The sequence below is a fragment of the Pseudomonas sp. B424 genome, assembly GCF_055408345.1.
In genome coordinates this window covers 69,923-88,298 of record NZ_JBUZTL010000008.1, presented here as the reverse complement: position 1 = coordinate 88,298, position 18,376 = coordinate 69,923, and the positions used below count along the sequence as shown (strand labels likewise).

Below are 18,376 nucleotides of genomic sequence, written 5' to 3'. Positions count from 1 at the left end.
AGATGAGTCATTGCCCTGCCCCACTTCGCCGGAGGATCTGTGAGCCTGCCTGTCAGATTTCGTGAAGCTGTAAATACAATAATTCCGCGTGCGCGGCGATTCGATGACGAGCTGTCCATCCTGGCTTTCGGCACGGATGCCAGCTTCTACCGACTCATCCCAAAACTGGTAATTCGAGTAGAGTCCGAAGATGAAGTCATTCAGCTCCTGAAATTGGCTGAAGCTGACGGTGTTGCTGTGACATTCAGGGCTGCTGGCACCAGCTTGTCCGGTCAGGCCATCAGCGATTCAGTGCTTATAGTGCTTGGGGATAACTGGAACGGGCGCGAGATCCGTGGCCAAGGCACGCAAATCCGCCTGCAATCGGGGGTAATCGGCGCACAAGCCAACGCCTGGCTGGCACCATTTGGGCGCAAGATCGGCCCGGACCCTGCGTCTATCAATGCGTGCAAGATCGGCGGCATTGTCGCCAACAACTCCAGCGGCATGTGTTGTGGCACCGCTCAGAATACTTACAACACACTTGCTGGAATTCGATTTGTTCTGGCTGACGGGACGCTTGTAGACACAGAAAATGCACTGAGTCGTACTGCATTTCATGAGAGCCATCGCGAACTGCTGGAGCGCCTGGCTCTTCTTGGGCAACAGACGCGTAACAACTCAGCCTTGGCCGCGAAAATTCGTCACAAGTACCGTCTGAAAAACACCACCGGCCTGTCACTCAACGCCCTGGTGGACTTCGATGATCCAGTGGACATTCTCAGTCATCTGCTCGTAGGTTCAGAGGGCACTCTCGGCTTCATAAGTTCAGTGACCTACGACACGGTGATCGATCACCCGAACAAGGCCTCGGCGCTGATCGTCTTCGCGGATGTGGAAACCTGCTGCAACGCCGTCACCGTGCTGAAAAGCCAACCGGTGTCAGCGGTAGAGTTGCTGGACCGGCGCAGCCTGCGCTCGGTACAGGACAAGCCCGGCATGCCCGTTTTCGTACAACAGCTGTCGAACAATGCCTGCGCCCTGCTGATCGAATCCCGCGCGGCGTCCTCCTCGTTGTTGCAGGAACAACTGGCGCGGATCATGGGGTCACTGTCCTCGTTCCCGGTAGAGAAACAAGTCGATTTCACCGAAAACCCGCTGGAAAACGCCCGACTCTGGGCGATCCGCAAGGACACCTTCCCCGCTGTCGGCGCGGTGCGTAAAACCGGGACCACGGTCATCATCGAAGACGTGACCTTCCCGGTGGAACAACTGGCCATCGGCGTGAACCGGCTGATCGAGTTGTTCGACAAACATCACTACGACGAAGCGATCCTTTTCGGACATGCACTGGAAGGCAATCTGCACTTCGTCTTCACCCAAGGCTTCAACAACCCGGAAGAAGTCGCCCGCTACCAGGCGTTCATGGACGACGTGGCGCAACTGGTGGCGGTCGAGTTCGGCGGTTCGCTCAAGGCCGAGCATGGCACCGGGCGCAATATGGCACCCTTCGTCGAACTGGAATGGGGCAGCGATGCCTACCAGTTGATGTGGCAACTCAAGCGGCTGCTCGATCCCAACGGCATCCTCAACCCCGACGTGGTGCTCAGCGAAGATCCACAGATCCACCTCAAGCACCTCAAGCCCTTGCCGGCCGCCGACGAGATTGTGGACAAGTGCATCGAATGCGGCTTCTGCGAGCCGGTCTGCCCGTCGAAAGGCCTGACCCTGAGTCCACGCCAACGCATCGTGATCTGGCGCGACATTCAGGCGAGAAAACGCGCCGGCATCGACACCACCGAACTCGAAGCCGCCTATGAATACCAGGGCATCGACACCTGCGCCGCCACCGGCCTTTGCGCGCAACGTTGCCCGGTCGGCATCAACACTGGCGATCTGGTGAAAAAACTGCGCAGCCGCAAGGCAACGCATGCGAAAACCGCCAACTGGCTTGAAGGCAATTTCGCCACGGCGCTGCAAGGGGCGCGTTTTACCCTGCATGTGGCCAATGGCGCACGGATGTTGCTGGGCGCGCCACGCCTGGCAAAACTCTCGGCGACGCTGACGAAGCTGTCCAAAGGTCAGGTCCCGCAGTGGACCAACGCCATGCCGCAACCGGAAAAAGCCATTCGCTTCAGCCCCTCGGTGAACGACGAACGCCCGCGCGTGGTGTACCTGGCCGCGTGCGTCTCACGCGCGATGGGGCCGGCCGCGGGCGACAAGGAACAAATATCGCTGTACGACAAGACCCGCGGCCTGCTGGAAAAAGCCGGTTATCAAGTGGTCTTCCCGGACAACCTGGACAACCTCTGCTGCGGCCAGCCGTTCGCCTCCAAGGGTTATGCCGAACAGGCCGAACACAAACGCCAGGAACTGATCGGCGCCCTGCTCCACGCCAGCCGTGGCGGACTCGACCCCATCTACTGCGACACCAGCCCCTGCACCTTGCGCCTGACCCAGGACCTGGGCGATGTACGCCTGGACCTGTACGACCCGGTGCGCTTCATTCGTACGCACTTGATGGATCGACTGCAGTTCACGCCGCAGGAAGCGCCCATCGCGGTGCATGTCACCTGCAGCACCCAGCACCTTGGCGAAAGCCAGGCGCTGATCGATCTGGCGCGCAAATGCAGCAACAACGTGGTCATCCCCGAAGGCATTCACTGCTGCGGGTTTGCCGGCGACAAGGGCTTCACCACACCCGAGCTGAACGCACATTCGCTGCGCACGTTGAAAGACGCCGTGCAGTATTGCAGCGAAGGGATTTCCACCAGCCGCACCTGTGAAATCGGCCTGAGCCAGCATGGCGGGATCGATTACCACAGTCTGGTGTATCTGGTGGATCGAGTGACCCGAAAAAAGACCGGAACAGCAGAGCAACCGGTCTCATCAACCCAACTGTGCGCGCAGGAATGACCCTTGAGTGATCTTCTGTTTCGTCGACAAAGGCTGCTGGCGCAACCGGCCCATTGCGACCTGTTGAGTCAATGCCTGAGAGGGATTGAGCGCGAATGTTTGCGCGTGAATTGCGAGGGACTCCTTGCATTGACACCGCACCCTGCCGCACTGGGTTCGGCACTTACCCATCCGCAGATAACCACCGACTACTCCGAATCCTTGCTGGAATTCATCACTCCAGCCATGCCGGGGGTAGTGGAATCCTTGACCTGCCTGGAGCAAATCCACCGATTCGCATGCAGCAAGCTTGAAGGGGAATATTTATGGAGCCTATCCATGCCATGCCCCCTCCCGGAAGAAGAAAATATACCGATCGCCTATTACGGCACGTCACATACAGGGCAGTTGAAATATCTTTACCGCAAAGGATTGGCCTTACGCTATGGCAAAAAAATGCACTGCATTGCCGGCATTCATTACAACTTCTCGATGCCCGAAGCGCTCTTCGCGCTTCTGCAACGGGAGGAAGGTGATACACAGGACCTGCAGGATTATCAGTCAGCTTGCTATATGGCCCTGATTCGTAATTTCAAACGCTACAGCTGGTTGCTGATGTATCTGTTCGGCGCCTCCCCAGCGGTGGAGTCCAGCTTTCTCAAGGGAAGCGCGCACGCACTCGAACATTTTGATGAGCACACCCTCTACCTGCCCTTTGCCACCAGCTTGCGCATGAGCGATCTGGGTTATCAAAGCCGAGCCCAATCCGACCTCAATCCGAGTTATGACACCCTTGGCAATTACATAGAAATGTTACGCCGCGCGGTCTCCACTCCCCATCCAGGCTATGAGGAAATGGGGACTCACCAAGCGGGCGAACGGGTGCAGCTGAGCACTCACACACTGCAAATTGAAAACGAGTTCTACGCCAGTATTCGCCCCAAACGTGTGACAGATATCGGCGAAAGACCGCTTCAGGCGTTGTTGTCACGGGGCATTCAATACGTGGAAGTGCGCTGCCTGGATATCAATCCATTTATGCCAGCGGGAATAGATCTTGTCCAAATGCGCTTTCTCGATGCGTTTCTGTTGTTTTGCGCGCTGCAGGACAGCCCGCGCCTGGGCAGTGATGAGCAACTGCATGCCGATCAAAATTTCCTCAAGGTCGCCAAAGAAGGTCGTCGACCCGGGCTGCAACTGCTGAGGGAAGGACAGAACATCGAATTGAAAACCTGGGCTTTCGATTTGTTCGAGAGCATTCAGCCTCTCGCCGCATTGCTGGATCGAAGCCAGGCTGTCGACCTCCATACCGAGGCCGTAAAATCACAAAGAGACAAGGTTGAAAACTGCACCCTGACACCTTCGGCACAGGTGCTGGAAGCGCTGCGAAAACGTAAATTGAGCCTGGCGCGGTTCGGCCTGCTTCAGAGCAAACAGCACGCCGAATACTTCAAGGGCCTGGCCGGCCACGAACAGTCGAATCTGGAGGCGCTGAGCGTCACCTCAAGGTTGCATCAGCAAGCGCTTGAGCGAGCCTCCATAGGCGAGCTCGACGCCTATGTCCAATCTTACATCAGCCGTATTTCCCAGCTCCACTCGTGATCATTTTCAATGGGCGCAGAATTCCGTACCCCTGTAAAAACGTAGTAACCCTCTATTACCCACCCGAGCCATGTTCGCCTCATCATGAAGTCAAATGTGCTTGACACAAAATCCAAGAATCACGAAAAAATGCAGGTAGATGGAATGGCAAAATTTATTCACACCATGATTCGCGTGGGCAACCTCGACCAATCCATGAAGTTCTATCAGGAAGTGTTTGGGCTCAAAGAAACTCATCGCCTGGAGTTCGACGATTTTTCCCTGGTCTACCTGCGAGATGTCGAGAGCGGCGCAGAAATCGAACTGACCTGGAACAAGGGACAAAGCGAATACACCCATGGCAGCGGCTACGGTCATGCCGCCTTTGTCGTCGAGGATCTGGACCAGCAATTCAATCGGCTGCTGGATCTGAATTTGTCACCGGCCCCTATCAAGGAATTTAAAAGAGACGGCGTTCTGCTCGCACGATTCTTTTTTATTCAGGATCCCGATGGTTACAAAATCGAAGTATTGCAACGGGGTGGTCACTACCAATAAAGAAGTGCGAGCACCGAAATCGATGGCCTGGGCACCTGCCAGCTCAGAACCCTCAAGATGGTTTTATTTTTTAATGCGAATCATTTCTGAAAGCAAACGCCCGATTGGATTGGTCTTATGTAGTAACACGTTCCTACCTCTCCCGTTAGACCTCACTCCATGATTCGACCGTGACGCCGTCACTCCTTATAAAAATAAAAAGGAGACATTTCATGCAAGACGTACAGATCAATCGTCGCCGTTTTCTGCAAGGAAGCGGTGGGTTGTTGTTGGGCACGCTTATATTCGGCTCCGGCCCCATCGCCCTGCTGGCTCCCAGCCGCTCATGGGCCATGGAGATGAATACCCTGAGCAGCGATGTTGCGGCGAAGGTACTGCTGGTGATCCGCCGTATCTACCCCCATGACCGTATGGAAGATGCTGTCTACGCCTTTGCCGTAAAGGCGCTCGACGAGCGAGCATCCACCGATCCCTCCGTGCTCCCCCTGCTTGATAAAGGTCTGTCCGACCTGGATCGACTGGCGGGTGGTCATTGGTCAAGTATCGATGAAAACAGACAAGTCGCCCTGCTTGAAGACATTCAACATTCCGACTTTTTCGTTTTGATCAGAAGCACCTCGGTCAATTCGCTATACAGCAACGAGCTGGCTTACCACCATTTCGGTTACGAAGGCGCCTCCTTTCCTAAAGGCGGATATCTGATGCGTGGCTTCAATGATCTGAAGTGGCTGCCTGCCGCTCCAGCAGAAGCCAGTCCCAGCGCTTTTTCTTGAGGAGTAACGAGCATGACAACCTACAGTTTTGACGACGATTCGGTGGTAGTAATCATAGGTTCCGGTGCGGGTGGCGGGACCCTCGCTAACGAGTTGTGCCAAAAGGGCGTACCGGTCGTTCTTCTCGAAGCGGGTGAGCGTCAATCCTCGGCGACCTTCATCAATGATGAATGGCCTTCGTTTCAACAGTTGTCCTGGGGCGATACCCGCACCACGTCGGGCTCTTGGCAGATTGCCAAGGACTTTCCCAATCTACCCGCGTGGATCTGCAAGACGGTGGGTGGCACCACTACTCACTGGGCCGGAGCCAGCATCCGCTTACAAGAGCACGAATTTAGGGCACGAGAGACTTACGGCGAAGTAAAAGGCGCCAACCTGCTGGATTGGCCACTGACCTTAGCTGAGCTGGAGCCCTATTACGCACGTGCTGAGGACAAGATGGGCGTCACCCGCACCAATGACATTCCTGGATTGCCCGGCAACAATAACTTCCAAGTGATGTACAACGGTGCAATGAAGCTCGGTTATAAACATTGCTCGACTGGACGCATGGCCATCAACAGCCGCGCCCGTGCAGGGCGCGCGCAATGCATGCAGCTCGGGTTCTGCTTTCAGGGCTGCAAAATGGGGGCGAAATGGTCAACGCTCTACACCGAGATTCCCGCCGCCGAAGCGACTGGTAAGCTTGAACTGCGAACGCAAGCCCATGCGGTTCGTATCGAACATGATGCAAAGGGACGTGCCAGCGCCGTTGTGTACGCCGATGCAAAGGGTCAACTGCACCGGCAGAAAGGCCGCATCATCGCGATAGCGGGCAACGCAATCGAAACGCCCAGATTGCTCTTGAACTCCTCCAGCACATTGTTTCCGCACGGACTGGCCAACGGATCAGGCATGGTCGGCAAACATTACATGCGGCACACCACCGGCTCTGTTTTCGCCGAATTCAGCGATCCTGTGCACTTCTACCGAGGCACGATCATGGCGGGCCTGATCAGTGACGAGGTGCATTTCAATCCTGACCGCGGCTTTGTCGGCGGCTACGAAATGGAAACCATCTCTCTTGGGCCATCTTTCATGGCGGCATTTTTCAAGCCTGGTGCCTGGGGCAAGGATTTCGCCCGAGTCATGGACAATTACACTCACCTTGCCGGCATGTGGCTGGTGGGCGAAGACATGCCTCGTGAGAGCAATCGCATCACATTGAGCGATAACACCAAGGATCGTTTCGGGATACCAGTGGCCAACGTTCACTACGATGACCATCCCAATGACATTGCCATGCGTGAACACGCCTTCAAACAAGGCAGCGCGGTGTACGAAGCAGTTGGCGCGCTCAAGACACACCGGGTTCCGCCTTACCCTTCCACCCATAACATGGGCACGTGTCGCATGAGTCTCAAAGAGGCGGATGGTGTCTGCAATAAACACGGACAGTGCCACGAGGTGCCAAACCTGTTCATCTCAGACGGGAGCCAGTTCACTACCAGTGGCGCGGAGAACCCGACGCTGACAATCGTGAGCCTGGCCATTCGCCAAGCCGACTATATTGCCGAAGCTCTCAAGGCCAAGGCAGCATGACGGCGCAAAAAACAGGCGGCATGGAAGTCCTCGAGTTGAGGGCTTTCACCGACAATTACATTTGGCTGCTGCTCAATCCGGATGAGAACCACTGCGCAGCCGTTGATCCTGGGGATGCTCAACCTGTCATCGACTGGTTGAACGAGCATCCGCAGTGGACGCTTAGCGACGTGTTAATCACCCATCATCATCATGACCATGTCGGCGGTATTGATGAGCTCAAGCAACAGTACAACGTCAGAGTGATAGGGCCGGCACAGGCGTCGATTCCAGGTCTGGACCTGGTCGTGGGCGACAGTGATGAGATCAAGGTGCTCGGACGTACTGTGCAGGTCATTGCCGTACCAGGACACACCTTGGATCATGTCGCCTTTTACCTGCCGGGTGACCAAATCCTCTTCAGTGGCGACACACTATTCGCTGCAGGATGCGGTCGACTGTTCGAGGGCACCGCCGGGCAGATGCTCGACTCCCTGGAGCGTCTGGCGGCATTGCCCGACGCCACGCGCGTCTATTGCGCGCATGAATATACCTTGGGGAACCTGCACTTCGCTCAGGCTGTAGAACCCGACAACAAGCAGATAGCCGATCGCTTGCTGGAGGTGGAGTCAACACTGGCTCGGGGGGCATGCACCCTGCCCTCGACGATTGGCCTGGAAAAGGCCACCAATCCGTTTCTACGAACGTCTGTCCCCGCAGTTCAGGCGGCATCGCAAAACCATGCGCCGGCGAGCATTACAACGCCAGCCGCCTGTTTGCAATCGTTGCGCGAATGGAAAAACGGCTTTTAGACCGTCGACAAGTATGCCTCTGCGGGCTCGTGACTACCCTGCGCACTCATGATTACGAATGGGTAGTGATGGTCCGAGAGGGTGTTTAGAAAATAAAAACAATTGATGAGATCAACGATGAAAAAGATTCTGGCAGCTGCCTTTTTACTCGTGATATCGAGTGCCCATGCGGCTCAAGAGCCGGAGGTAGTCTTCAATCGGTCATGTGCCATGTGTCACAACGGACAATTGCCTATTGCGCCCAAAAAGGGTGATCAAGCCGCCTGGAAACCTCGCCTGGACAAGGGCCCGGACGTACTGCTCAAGAACGTCACCGAGGGGCTAAACGTCATGCCGCCTAGGGGGCTGTGCATGGACTGCAGCCCGGAAGACCTGGCAGCGGTCATTGCCTGGATTTCGAAATGAGTCTGTTGGGCAGAGGCAACGGTGCAACCCTGACTGGTACGCCAAGTGTAGTATTGGCCTATTACCTCTCGTTGCCTGAAGAGGGAAATAATCCAGCTTTTACCGGGTAGGGCCTCAAAATGTGCGAGCTGTATATCAAAGCCGATCCAATACTGTACGAATCTCGGTCACGCTCGTTGCGTATACACGGCGTGATCACGACTCTGCGACTGGAAAACCAGTTTTGGGACATCCTCACAGAGATGGCCGCTGGGGAGAGCCTGACCACCAACCAGTTGATCACCAATCTCTATGAGGAGATCACCAAAGCTCGCGATGAGGTGGTGAACTTCTCCTCATTTCTACGGGTTTGTTGCACTCGATACCTGGCTCAACAGCGCAGTGCCGCACCTCTTAAGCTGGTAAACCGCAGCGCCTGATTTTGGGGTTTGGGGCGCAATGGAACCGAAAACCAACGTAAGCACGAATTAGAGTTCGCTTTTCCCATCAGAGGTTGTTGATTAGCGAACTTTGATTAGCAAAACGAGTTTATCGCACCACTTTTCGGGGTGTTATTGGCTTCCTTGGTACTCGCCGTAACGGTTTCATAAAACGGTGGTTTTATCGAACTTCCCAGACAAAACGCGGGCCTGCAGGCAGGCACTGGGCTTAAGTACACTTTCTGTTCCGTTGCTCCCCGAACCCCGAAAACCGTGGTTGGCGGTCTGTGTGGGGAACTCGGCGTCACTCGACAGACGTTGTACCGGCACGTCTCGCCAAAGGGCGAGTTGCGTCCAGATGGCCTGAAGTTGCTTTCACGGGGTTGATCTTGACCTGGAGGCGAATGGCTCACTACGGCCAAGAGCGGTCGTTGGTGACGGGGGCTACGAGCTCGGCTGCCGGTGCCGGGCATAGAGTATTGAACCACCCACTCCCGACGTTCCTCTAGTTTGCAGTTCAAACGTATCCGGATACCCCTTGATCAACTCACTGAGCTTTTTATAACCATGGGTGCGAGGGTCGAACTCAGGTCTCAATTTGCTGATATTGGTGCCCAGCGCACCCAAGTGAGCCCAGCCGTCCTCATCGGCAATGTCATCCAAGATCTTTGCGATGAAACTTACTGGTGCCTTGGGTAGCTTTTTTACTTCGGGCGTACTGGCGACTTTGACGGCCTCGATTTCAGCAGGTGGCTCAGGTTCGGGTCGACCATGTCCATTGCTTGCAGCAACAAGCACTTCACCGCGCAGCAATTCGGTATAGATGAACTTGTCACAGGCCGACACGAACGGTCTCGGGGTTTTTTCTTCACCAAACCCGTAGACCGTCAAACCTTCTTCTCGTAACCGCGAAGCGAGGCGGGTGAAGTCACTGTCGCTCGAAACCAGGCAGAAACCGTCGAAGCGTCGGGTGTACAGCAAGTCCATTGCGTCGATGATCAAGGCACTGTCTGTTGCGTTCTTACCTTTGGTGTACGCGAACTGTTGGATAGGCTGAATCGAATGGTCGAGTAGCACCTTTTTCCATCCACCCAACTGAGGGCCAGTCCAGTCGCCATAGATCCGCTTGACGTTGGCGACGCCGTACTTGGCGATTTCTTCGAATAAACCTTCGACAATTGCTGCGGGAGCATTGTCGGCGTCGATTAACACTGCCAAGTGTTTTTGCGTGGGGGTGGGTGCGTGGATGGCCATGGGTCGTCCTTGAGTTGAGGACTTCAACATACCGTTAAATCACGGATGAACAAAGGGATCACCGCTTCGCGCTAAAGAGTGTGTTTTGCCAACGGCTACGGGTTTGCGGTGATGTACAAAGCGGAACCGATTAGCCAATGACTTTTAATCGACCGATAGCAGCCGATGGTCAGAGGCTGCTTAGGGTCGGATAGCGACGGTCTGTCGTGGACCGTCGCAGTGGATAGTCAGACTTCCGTCTGCTCTGCCATTTCCAGGGCATCATCGACCTCGATGCCCAAGTACCTGACGGTGCTTTCAAGCTTCGTATGTCCCAGCAAGAGTTGAACTGCTCTCAGATTCTTTGTCCTGCGATAAATCAACGATGCCTTGGTTCGCCGTAGCGTGTGAGTGCCGTACATGGTTGGGTCAAGGCCAATGGCGGTCACCCACGCTTTGACTATTCGAGCGTACTGTCTGGTGGAGAGATGGTCTGAGTCGTGCAAACGGCTCGGGAACAAGAAATCCTCGCTGTGCAGGTGAGCTTGATGCATCCAAGCCTCCAGAACCGTTCGGGTTTGCTCAGTGATTTCAAATTGCACTGGGTGGTGGGTTTTCTGCTGCATCACGATGGCCCGTGACGACACATGTTCCCCATGGGCTATGTCTCGGACTCGCAGTTTGGTTAAGTCACAGGCACGCAGTTTGCTGTCGATAGCCAAGTTGAAGAGCGCCAGATCCCGTGTCTTCTCAGCAAGCTGAAGTCTTACGCGGATGGCCCAGATATCTCTGACTCGGAGCGGCGCCTTTTGCCCGACGAGCTTTCCCTTGTTCCAAGGCTGATGTTTGCATTTAGCAATAACGTTCATGGCTTGTCCTCCAGGTTGAGGGAGGACAAGGGTGGAACAGTCACGGTGCGTTGTGGTCGCTATTCGACCCGAAGCTGACAGTCGAAAAGGGCGAATTCCATCTGAACCGAACTTCAATTGCGGGGCGCACTCGATAAACCGCTGATTCGCCGAAGGCAAGTATCCATTGACGCGTCAGCTTTCACGCCATCGGCGCCACAGTACGCATCGAGCAGATGACGTTGCAGAAAGGTCTTATCAAACAACAGCATGTCCTCGTCCCGTAACTGGTGCGCTTCGAGCAAGGGTTGGCCGACCAGCGGATGCTGTCCGTTCATGCACGGCACCATTGCATCGGTGCCAAACAGTACTGAGTCCCAGGTGGTTTTGACGCGGCGGGTTTCAAGCAAGGCCACGTCGATTTCGCGATTTTGCAGACGCTGGCTGATGTCGTTAGCACTGCCTTCGAGCACTGTCATGACGATGCCCGGATACGGTCCTGACCGGCCACATTATTGAACGTGTTATTCCCTCCTGCCTGCTTCATGCGCGCGACACCTGCCGCGCCTGGTGCGACACCTGTCGCAGGCACAGGTGCTCCATTTGCCCCCCAATAAAACTATACAGGCCCCATGAATGCTGGTGTCTGGCCGATTTTGAGGCGCTGGCATGGCGGTTGCTCTATCCCTGATACCGGAGCGCGCTGACGCCGGTACCTAATAAGAATCGGGAGACCCCCATGACACAGATTGGCCTGACTTCGCACGTCGCCTCTCGGCTCACCCCCGCAGGCGTGCCGCTGAAACCCCTTTTGACCGCCCTGTTGCTCGGTGTGTTGGTAACCCCTGCCTGGGCTGCCGACGTGCCCGCCAATGTCGATGGCAAGCGCATCATCGCTGCCGACGACGAACCGGGTAACTGGATGAGCCACGGGCGCACTTACGACGAACAACGCTACAGCCCGTTGGAAAAGATCAACGACGGCAACGTCGGCCAGTTGGGCCTGGCCTGGAGCTACAAGCTCGACCTCGACCGCGGCGTGGAGGCCACGCCCATCGTTGTCGACGGCGTGATGTACACCACCGGGCCGTTTTCGGTGGTCTATGCGCTGGATGCACGCAATGGCAAACAGATCTGGAAGTACGACCCGCAGTCGGACCGCTCGCGGGCCGGCGAGGCCTGCTGTGACGCGGTCAACCGCGGCGTCGCGGTGTGGAACGGCAAGGTCTACGTCGGCGTGCTTGACGGCCGCCTGGAAGCCATCGACGCCAAAACCGGCAAGAAGGTCTGGTCGGTCGATACGCGCAACGACCACAAGCGCAGCTACACCATCACCGGCGCACCGCGCGTGGTAAACGGCAAGGTGATTATCGGCAACGGCGGCGCCGAGTTCGGCGTGCGTGGCTACGTCACCGCCTACGACGCTGAGAGCGGCAAACAGGCCTGGCGCTTCTTCACCGTACCCGGCGACCCCAAGCTGCCGCCAGAAGGCAAGGGCATGGAAATCGCCGCCAAGACCTGGTACGGCGACGCCTTCGTTGAGCAGGGCGGTGGCGGCACCGCCTGGGACTCTTTTGCCTTCGACCCGGAGCTGAACCTGCTCTACATCGGTGTCGGCAACGGTTCGCTGTGGGACCCGAAATGGCGCAGCCAGGCCAAGGGCGACAACCTGTTCCTTTCGTCCATCGTCGCAGTCAACGCCGACACCGGTGAATACGTCTGGCACTACCAGACCACGCCGGGCGATGCCTGGGACTTCACTGCCACCCAGCACATGATCCTCGCCGAACTGGAGATCAAGGGTAAGCAGCGCAAGGTGCTGATGCAGGCGCCGAAAAACGGCTTCTTCTACGTCATCGACCGCGCCACCGGCGAGCTGCTCTCGGCCAAGGGCATCGTCCCGCAGAACTGGACCAAGGGCATGGACATGAAGACCGGCCGGCCCATAGTCGACGAGGAAAACGCCGCTTACTGGAAGAACGGCAAGCGCAACCTGGTGACCCCGGCATTCTGGGGCGCTCACGACTGGCACCCGATGTCGTATAACCCGAAGACCGGCCTGGTTTACATCCCCGCGCACATCATGTCCGCTTACTACGAGCACATCCCGGATGCGCCCAAGCGCAACCCATTCAAGAGCGTGTACCAGCTCGGCCTGAAGACCGGGATGATGCCCGAAGGTCCGGACGGCCTGCTGGAAATGGCCAAGAGCTGGTCTGGCAAGCTGATTGCCTGGGACCCAGTGAAGCAGAAGCCGGCCTGGGAAGTGCCGTACGTGACCATCTTCAACGGAGGCACCCTGAGCACTGCTGGCAACCTGGTATTCGAGGGCAGTTCCGACGGTCGGGTGATCGCCTACGCGGCCGACACCGGCAAGAAACTCTGGGAGCAGCCGGCCGCCAGCGGTGTGATGGCCGCACCGATAACCTACTCGGTGGACGGTGAGCAATACGTGACCTTCATGGCCGGCTGGGGCGGCGCCTTCTCCACCTTCGCCGGGGCTCTGTCCCTGCGCGCCGGCGTGCAGCCGTTTTCTCAGGTACTGACCTACAAGCTCGGTGGCATCGCCAAGCTACAGGAACCGGCACCACCGGCGAACACCCCGGAACCGCCACCGCTGGTTGCCGATGCGGCCACTGTGGAAGCCGGCGCCAAGCTATACGACGGCCACTGCTCGCAATGCCACGGCATCCACGCGGTCAGCGGCGGCGTGCTGCCGGATCTGCGCAAGCTCACCACCGACAAGCACCAGATGTTCCTGGGCATCGTGTATGGCGGTCGCGTACCGGACGGCATGCCGTCGTTCGCCGAAGCCTTCGATGCCAAGGAGGTCGACCAGATCCATCAGTACCTGATCAAGCGTGCCCACGACCTTAAGACCGAAGGTGGCGCCTGGGACAAGTTCACCGCGCAGTAACTGTCAGTCGGGCGCGCCGCGGGGTGCGCTCGTCTGACCTGAATTTCCCCGAATTTCAGCAATAGCGAGACCGGATCATGAGCGAGATTACCTACCAGAATTATATCGACAACACCTTCGTCGGCAGCGATAGCCTGATCGAGGTGTACAACCCGGCCGATGCCGCGCTGCTGGCCCGGGTGCCGGACGCCAGCGGTGAGCAAGTCGGGCGGGCCATCGCCGCTGCGCGCAAGGCGCAACGCGGCTGGGCTGCCAAGCCGGCCATCGAGCGTGCCGGCTACCTGCGCCAGATCGCCAGAAAAGTGCGAGACAACGCAGAGCGCCTGGCGCGCATCATCACCCGCGAGCAGGGCAAAGTGCCGGCGCTGGCGCTGGTGGAAGTCAACTTCACCGCCGATTACCTCGACTACATGGCTGAGTGGGCGCGCCGTCTCGAAGGTGAAGTGCTGACCAGCGACCGGGTCAACGAACACATCTTCCTGCTGCGCAAGCCGCTGGGCGTGGTTGCTGGCATCTTGCCGTGGAACTTCCCGTTCTTCCTCATCGCCCGCAAGATGGCGCCGGCGCTGATCACCGGCAACACCATCGTCATCAAGCCAAGCGAAGAAACTCCGATCAACTGCTTCGAGTTCGCCAAACTGGTGGCCGAAACCGATCTGCCGCCGGGTGTATTCAACGTCGTCAGCGGCACCGGTGCGGGTGCCGGCAGTGTGCTGACCAGCCACGCCGGCATCGACCTGATCAGCTTCACCGGCAGTGTCGGCACAGGCTCGCGGATCATGGCCGCTGCCGCGCCGAACATCACCAAGCTGAATCTGGAGCTGGGTGGCAAGGCACCGGCCATCGTCCTCGCAGATGCCGACCTAGAGCTGGCCGTGACCGCCATCACCGCGTCGCGGGTGATCAACACCGGGCAGGTGTGCAACTGCGCCGAGCGTGTCTACGTCGAGCGCAAGGTCGCTGACCAGTTCATCGACAAGATCGCCTCGGCCATGGCCGCCACGCGCTACGGCGACCCGTCGGTGGACAATGACCTGGACATGGGCCCGCTGATCAACCAGGCCGGCCTGGACAAGGTCGCGCAGATGGTCAAGACCGCCATCGGCCACGGTGCCCAGGTCATCACCGGAGGCAGTGTTGCGGACAAGGGCAAGGGCTTCCACTACCAGCCGACAGTGCTCGCTGGCTGCAGCGCGGACATGGAGATCATGCGCAAGGAAATTTTCGGTCCGGTGCTGCCGATTCAGATTGTCGAAGATCTCGATGAGGCCATCGCCCTGGCCAACGACAGCGATTACGGCCTGACCTCGTCGATCTACACCCGCAGCCTGGGTGCGGCGCTCAAGGCCAGTCGCGAGCTCGACTTCGGCGAAACCTACGTCAACCGCGAAAACTTCGAGGCCATGCAGGGCTTCCACGCCGGCACGCGCAAATCTGGCATCGGCGGCGCGGATGGCAAGCACGGGTTGTACGAGTTTACTCATACTCATGTGGTGTACATGCAGGCGTGAAGGGAAGGGCCGTGCCTGCGCCGGCCCTAAGTGGAGGTGGGGCAGGAAGCCGAGATGCACGGATACATCGCGGTCTGCCGCGGGGACTCACTCATGATCCATGTGGCGTACGGGCAGGAACCAAAGGGCATGTGAATTGAGTGGAGAAAGGCTTCGGCCGGACTCCGCTCCTTTTGCCTGACGTTGCGTGCGACGTCAGGCAAAAGGAGCGGTTCGAATCGTAGGCTTGTGCCGCGCGCGCCGAGGGGCTGCGCGGATTTTCCGGTGCGGCCTGCCCGGTGTGCAAGGCGCACCCTGCGAATCAGCAAAGGAGGGCCGGCTAGAACAGCTCGTTGGGCTGGACGATGCCGTGCTTCTTCATCTTGCGGTACAGGGTCGAGCGCGAAATGCCGAACGAGTCGGCGGCCGCGCTAATGTTCCAGCGGTGCTGACGCAGCGCCGCGTACAGATGGCGCGCTTCGGCGTCGCCCAAGTGATCAGCTAGGCTGGCGACGCTGTCAGCAGTTGGACTCAGATCGGTGAGGTCAAGGTTATGCAGTTCGGCAGGCAGGCAATCGATATCGATACGACCGTCCTCGGCCAGTGCCACGGCGTAGCGCAGGGCATTGAGCAACTGGCGGATGTTGCCCGGCCAGGAGTAGGTATGCAGGCGCTGACGAGCTTGGGCATCCAGACGCAGGTTGCTGGTGCCCGGCTGGGCGGCGAGCAGGGCATCGATCAGCTCGCTGCGATCGCTGCGTTCGCGCAAAGCCGGCAGGGCCAGGGTCATGCCGCTGAGACGGTAGAACAGGTCTTCGCGGAACTGCTTGGCGTGGATCATCTGGCCGAGGTCCTGGTGCGTTGCCGATACCACCTGCACATCCAGCTCCACCGGCGCTTCGGCGCCAAGTGGGGAAATCTCGCGCTCGGCCAGCACGCGCAGCAGACGGGTCTGCAGATGCGCCGGCATATCGCCGATCTCATCAAGGAACAGGGTGCCGCCGTTGGCCAGTTCCAGCTTGCCCTTCATGCCCTTTTTGTTGGCGCCGGTGAAGCTACCGCTGCGGTATCCGAACAATTCGCTCTCGATCAGGGTTTCCGGGATCGCCGCGCAGTTCAGCGCCACGAACGGCCCGGCGCGACGACTGCTGGCCTGGTGGATGGCGCGTGCGAAAGCTTCCTTGCCAGTGCCGGTCTCGCCGGTGATGAGGATCGGGATGCCCTTGTCTATCACCTTGCGAATGCGCCGTACGCCCTGCTGCAGTTGCGCGTCGCTGCCTCCGAGCTGGTTGAGGTCCGGGTGGTTACCGACCGAAAGATGCTTGCGGCTTGCTGCCGGCGGAGCGGGGGGCAGGCGACCGGCCGGGATTCGAAGCCCGACATCCACCAGCGCCTGCTCGTCCAGCGTTCGCAGCAGTACGCCACGGGCGCCGCCACTGGTGAGGCTGAGGAGTTCATCCACGCCGACCGGCAGCAGGCTGTCAATGCGCCGGCCGAGCAGACTATGCCCTGTGTGATCATGGGCGACGAAGGCGGCGCGGTTGGCACCGATTACCCGGCCCTGGTCGTCGAGGGCCAGCAACTGTTCGTTGACCAGATCAGTGATGTCGTCGCGCGGCTTGATCGCCAGGGTCAGGCCGTCGCGGTAGCTCTGGCGAAAGTGCGCGTTTTCGATCAGCCGCGCGTACATGATCACCAGTTGCAGAGTCAGGTACTGCGCTTCCTTCGGACCGTCGCTGTTCAGGCAGGTAGCGTTGAGGCAACCGCGCAGTTGGCCTTGGGCGTCGAAGATCGGCGACACCGAGCAGCTCAGGCGGAAGTTCGAAGTGAGGAAGTGTTCCTCGCGGTGGATAGTCATCGCCTGAGCTGCGGCCAAGGTGGTACCGATGCCGTTGGTACCGGCCACCGATTCGTCCCAGCGCGCGCCGACGATCAGCCCGGACTCGGTGTACGGGTCACGTTTGCTGGGCAGGCGCGCATCGAGGGTAATGCCATGTTCGTCGCTGAGCAGCACGGCGAAACCGGCCTGTACCACACGTTTGGCCAGGCCGGTGACGCCCTGGCTGGCGACCTTCAGGTACTCCTCGTGCTGGGCCTGGTGCAGGCGAATTTCCTCGGCGGAGAGGATGTTCTTGATGCAGCGCCCGCGCGGGTTGAGGTTGTGCTGGGTAACGCTGCGGTACCACGACTGGGCGATCAGCCCCTCCGGGCGGATGCTGCGTTCGGGGAAGTGATCGCTGACGAAGGCAGCGAGTTCGCTGGGGCTGGTTTCCACGGCATGCAGGGGCATGGGCGCTCCATGTGGCCGGCGTGGCGAGTCGCGCACCGGCATCTTGTTGTTGTGGTCGGCCTTGGCCGCAGGCCTGGCGAATGTTGCAACCATAGCCTTGTACGACGGTGCGTGCAGTCATCCTTCCGTCGAACACTAGCCACCCAGCATAGTACATGCCGGCGTCGGGCCACACCGCTGCAGGGCCCGCGCTTGAGCGCCGCGCCCTTGATGAGCGGACTCGGCGGTGGTTTTCGTAGTCGTCGCAGAAATGCGACAGCTGTAGCGGGAGGGCGAGCAACTGTCGCGCGCCCGCTTCAAAATAAGGGCCGCAACTCCTCCGAAAGTATCATTCGGGGAGGGCGGGCCTGGTGATTAACTCGACCTGTCGGCATGTGCCGGCGCCAATAAAAAGAGGATCTACCCATGTGGACTAAACCCAACTTCACCGATATGCGCCTTGGTTTCGAAGTCACCCTGTATTTCGCCAACCGCTGATCATCCGAGCCCCGGTACGCCGGGTTTTCCAGTCCCAAAGCAGACCTCATGAATGAGCATGGCCTACGAACTGGAGCGCCCGCCGTATCACACGGTGACGGCCGAACGTGTTTGGCACCGTGGGATAGCCCAGTGAGCC

General features: G+C 58.5%; 15 protein-coding genes and 1 pseudogene. 12 read left to right on the top strand and 4 right to left on the bottom strand.

Going from position 1 to position 18,376, the window contains the following annotated elements; translation table 11 throughout:
* Positions 1-39: 39 nt before the first annotated feature.
* From ACZRMS_RS11990 to ACZRMS_RS11955, 8 genes are all read left to right on the top strand, one after another.
* The gene (locus ACZRMS_RS11990) at positions 40-2,895 is read left to right on the top strand and encodes an FAD-binding and (Fe-S)-binding domain-containing protein (protein WP_181127629.1); all 2,856 of its coding nucleotides are present in this window, start codon (positions 40-42) and stop codon (positions 2,893-2,895) included.
* Between the two features lie 3 nt (positions 2,896-2,898).
* Positions 2,899-4,476 carry a glutamate--cysteine ligase gene (gene gshA / locus ACZRMS_RS11985; RefSeq protein WP_181127630.1) on the top strand — a complete coding sequence of 526 codons (1,578 nt, stop codon included), beginning with the start codon at positions 2,899-2,901 and terminating at the stop codon, positions 4,474-4,476.
* Between the two features lie 144 nt (positions 4,477-4,620).
* Positions 4,621-5,013 (top strand): VOC family protein, encoded by a 393-nt coding sequence (locus ACZRMS_RS11980; protein ID WP_181127631.1) that lies wholly within the window; start codon positions 4,621-4,623, stop codon positions 5,011-5,013.
* A gap of 212 nt (positions 5,014-5,225) precedes the next feature.
* Entirely contained in the window at positions 5,226-5,786 is a 561-nt protein-coding gene (locus ACZRMS_RS11975; protein WP_181127632.1) for a tat (twin-arginine translocation) pathway signal sequence, read from the top strand.
* A 12-nt stretch (positions 5,787-5,798) separates the two neighbouring features.
* A complete protein-coding gene (locus ACZRMS_RS11970; protein WP_181127633.1) occupies positions 5,799-7,367 on the top strand; it encodes a GMC family oxidoreductase in 1,569 nt (522 codons plus the stop codon).
* Positions 7,364-8,158: a hydroxyacylglutathione hydrolase gene (gene gloB, locus ACZRMS_RS11965; RefSeq protein ID WP_181127634.1), complete on the top strand. Its 795-nt coding sequence runs from the start codon at positions 7,364-7,366 to the stop codon at positions 8,156-8,158. Before ACZRMS_RS11970 ends, gloB begins: the two co-directional genes overlap by 4 nt.
* A gap of 117 nt (positions 8,159-8,275) precedes the next feature.
* Positions 8,276-8,563 carry a c-type cytochrome gene (locus ACZRMS_RS11960; RefSeq protein WP_181127635.1) on the top strand — a complete coding sequence of 96 codons (288 nt, stop codon included), beginning with the start codon at positions 8,276-8,278 and terminating at the stop codon, positions 8,561-8,563.
* Between the two features lie 119 nt (positions 8,564-8,682).
* Positions 8,683-8,982, top strand: a complete 300-nt coding sequence (locus ACZRMS_RS11955) for a ribbon-helix-helix domain-containing protein (protein ID WP_181127636.1) — start codon at positions 8,683-8,685, stop codon at positions 8,980-8,982.
* 444 nt (positions 8,983-9,426) lie between these two features.
* Here ACZRMS_RS11955 and ACZRMS_RS11950 read toward each other — a convergent pair whose 3' ends face one another.
* The 3 genes from ACZRMS_RS11950 to ACZRMS_RS11940 form a co-directional block, all read right to left on the bottom strand.
* A complete protein-coding gene (locus ACZRMS_RS11950) occupies positions 9,427-10,236 on the bottom strand; it encodes an NYN domain-containing protein (protein ID WP_095060553.1) in 810 nt (269 codons plus the stop codon).
* A gap of 227 nt (positions 10,237-10,463) precedes the next feature.
* The gene (locus tag ACZRMS_RS11945; RefSeq protein ID WP_033040641.1) at positions 10,464-11,084 is read right to left on the bottom strand and encodes a tyrosine-type recombinase/integrase; all 621 of its coding nucleotides are present in this window, start codon (positions 11,082-11,084) and stop codon (positions 10,464-10,466) included.
* A 113-nt stretch (positions 11,085-11,197) separates the two neighbouring features.
* Positions 11,198-11,548 (bottom strand): LysR family transcriptional regulator substrate-binding protein, encoded by a 351-nt coding sequence (locus tag ACZRMS_RS11940; RefSeq protein ID WP_308852247.1) that lies wholly within the window; start codon positions 11,546-11,548, stop codon positions 11,198-11,200.
* Between the two features lie 254 nt (positions 11,549-11,802).
* Here ACZRMS_RS11940 and ACZRMS_RS11935 point away from each other — a divergent pair, with 254 nt between their 5' ends.
* Both ACZRMS_RS11935 and aldA read left to right on the top strand, forming a co-directional pair.
* Positions 11,803-13,980, top strand: a complete 2,178-nt coding sequence (locus ACZRMS_RS11935) for a PQQ-dependent dehydrogenase, methanol/ethanol family (protein WP_095060555.1) — start codon at positions 11,803-11,805, stop codon at positions 13,978-13,980.
* Between the two features lie 77 nt (positions 13,981-14,057).
* Complete coding sequence (gene aldA, locus ACZRMS_RS11930; RefSeq protein ID WP_181127638.1) at positions 14,058-15,491, top strand: aldehyde dehydrogenase; 1,434 nt, start codon at positions 14,058-14,060, stop codon at positions 15,489-15,491.
* 319 nt (positions 15,492-15,810) lie between these two features.
* Here aldA and ACZRMS_RS11925 read toward each other — a convergent pair whose 3' ends face one another.
* Positions 15,811-17,760, bottom strand: coding sequence for a sigma-54-dependent Fis family transcriptional regulator (locus ACZRMS_RS11925; protein WP_095060559.1), 1,950 nt, complete (start codon positions 17,758-17,760; stop codon positions 15,811-15,813).
* 405 nt (positions 17,761-18,165) lie between these two features.
* Between ACZRMS_RS11925 and pqqA the strand changes: the two genes are divergently transcribed.
* The gene (pqqA, locus tag ACZRMS_RS11920; RefSeq protein ID WP_080725296.1) at positions 18,166-18,237 is read left to right on the top strand and encodes a pyrroloquinoline quinone precursor peptide PqqA; all 72 of its coding nucleotides are present in this window, start codon (positions 18,166-18,168) and stop codon (positions 18,235-18,237) included.
* Positions 18,238-18,289: 52 nt separating this feature from the next.
* Positions 18,290-18,373: pseudogene (locus tag ACZRMS_RS11915) on the top strand (pyrroloquinoline-quinone synthase PqqC); the annotation flags it as partial.
* Positions 18,374-18,376: the final 3 nt, after the last annotated feature.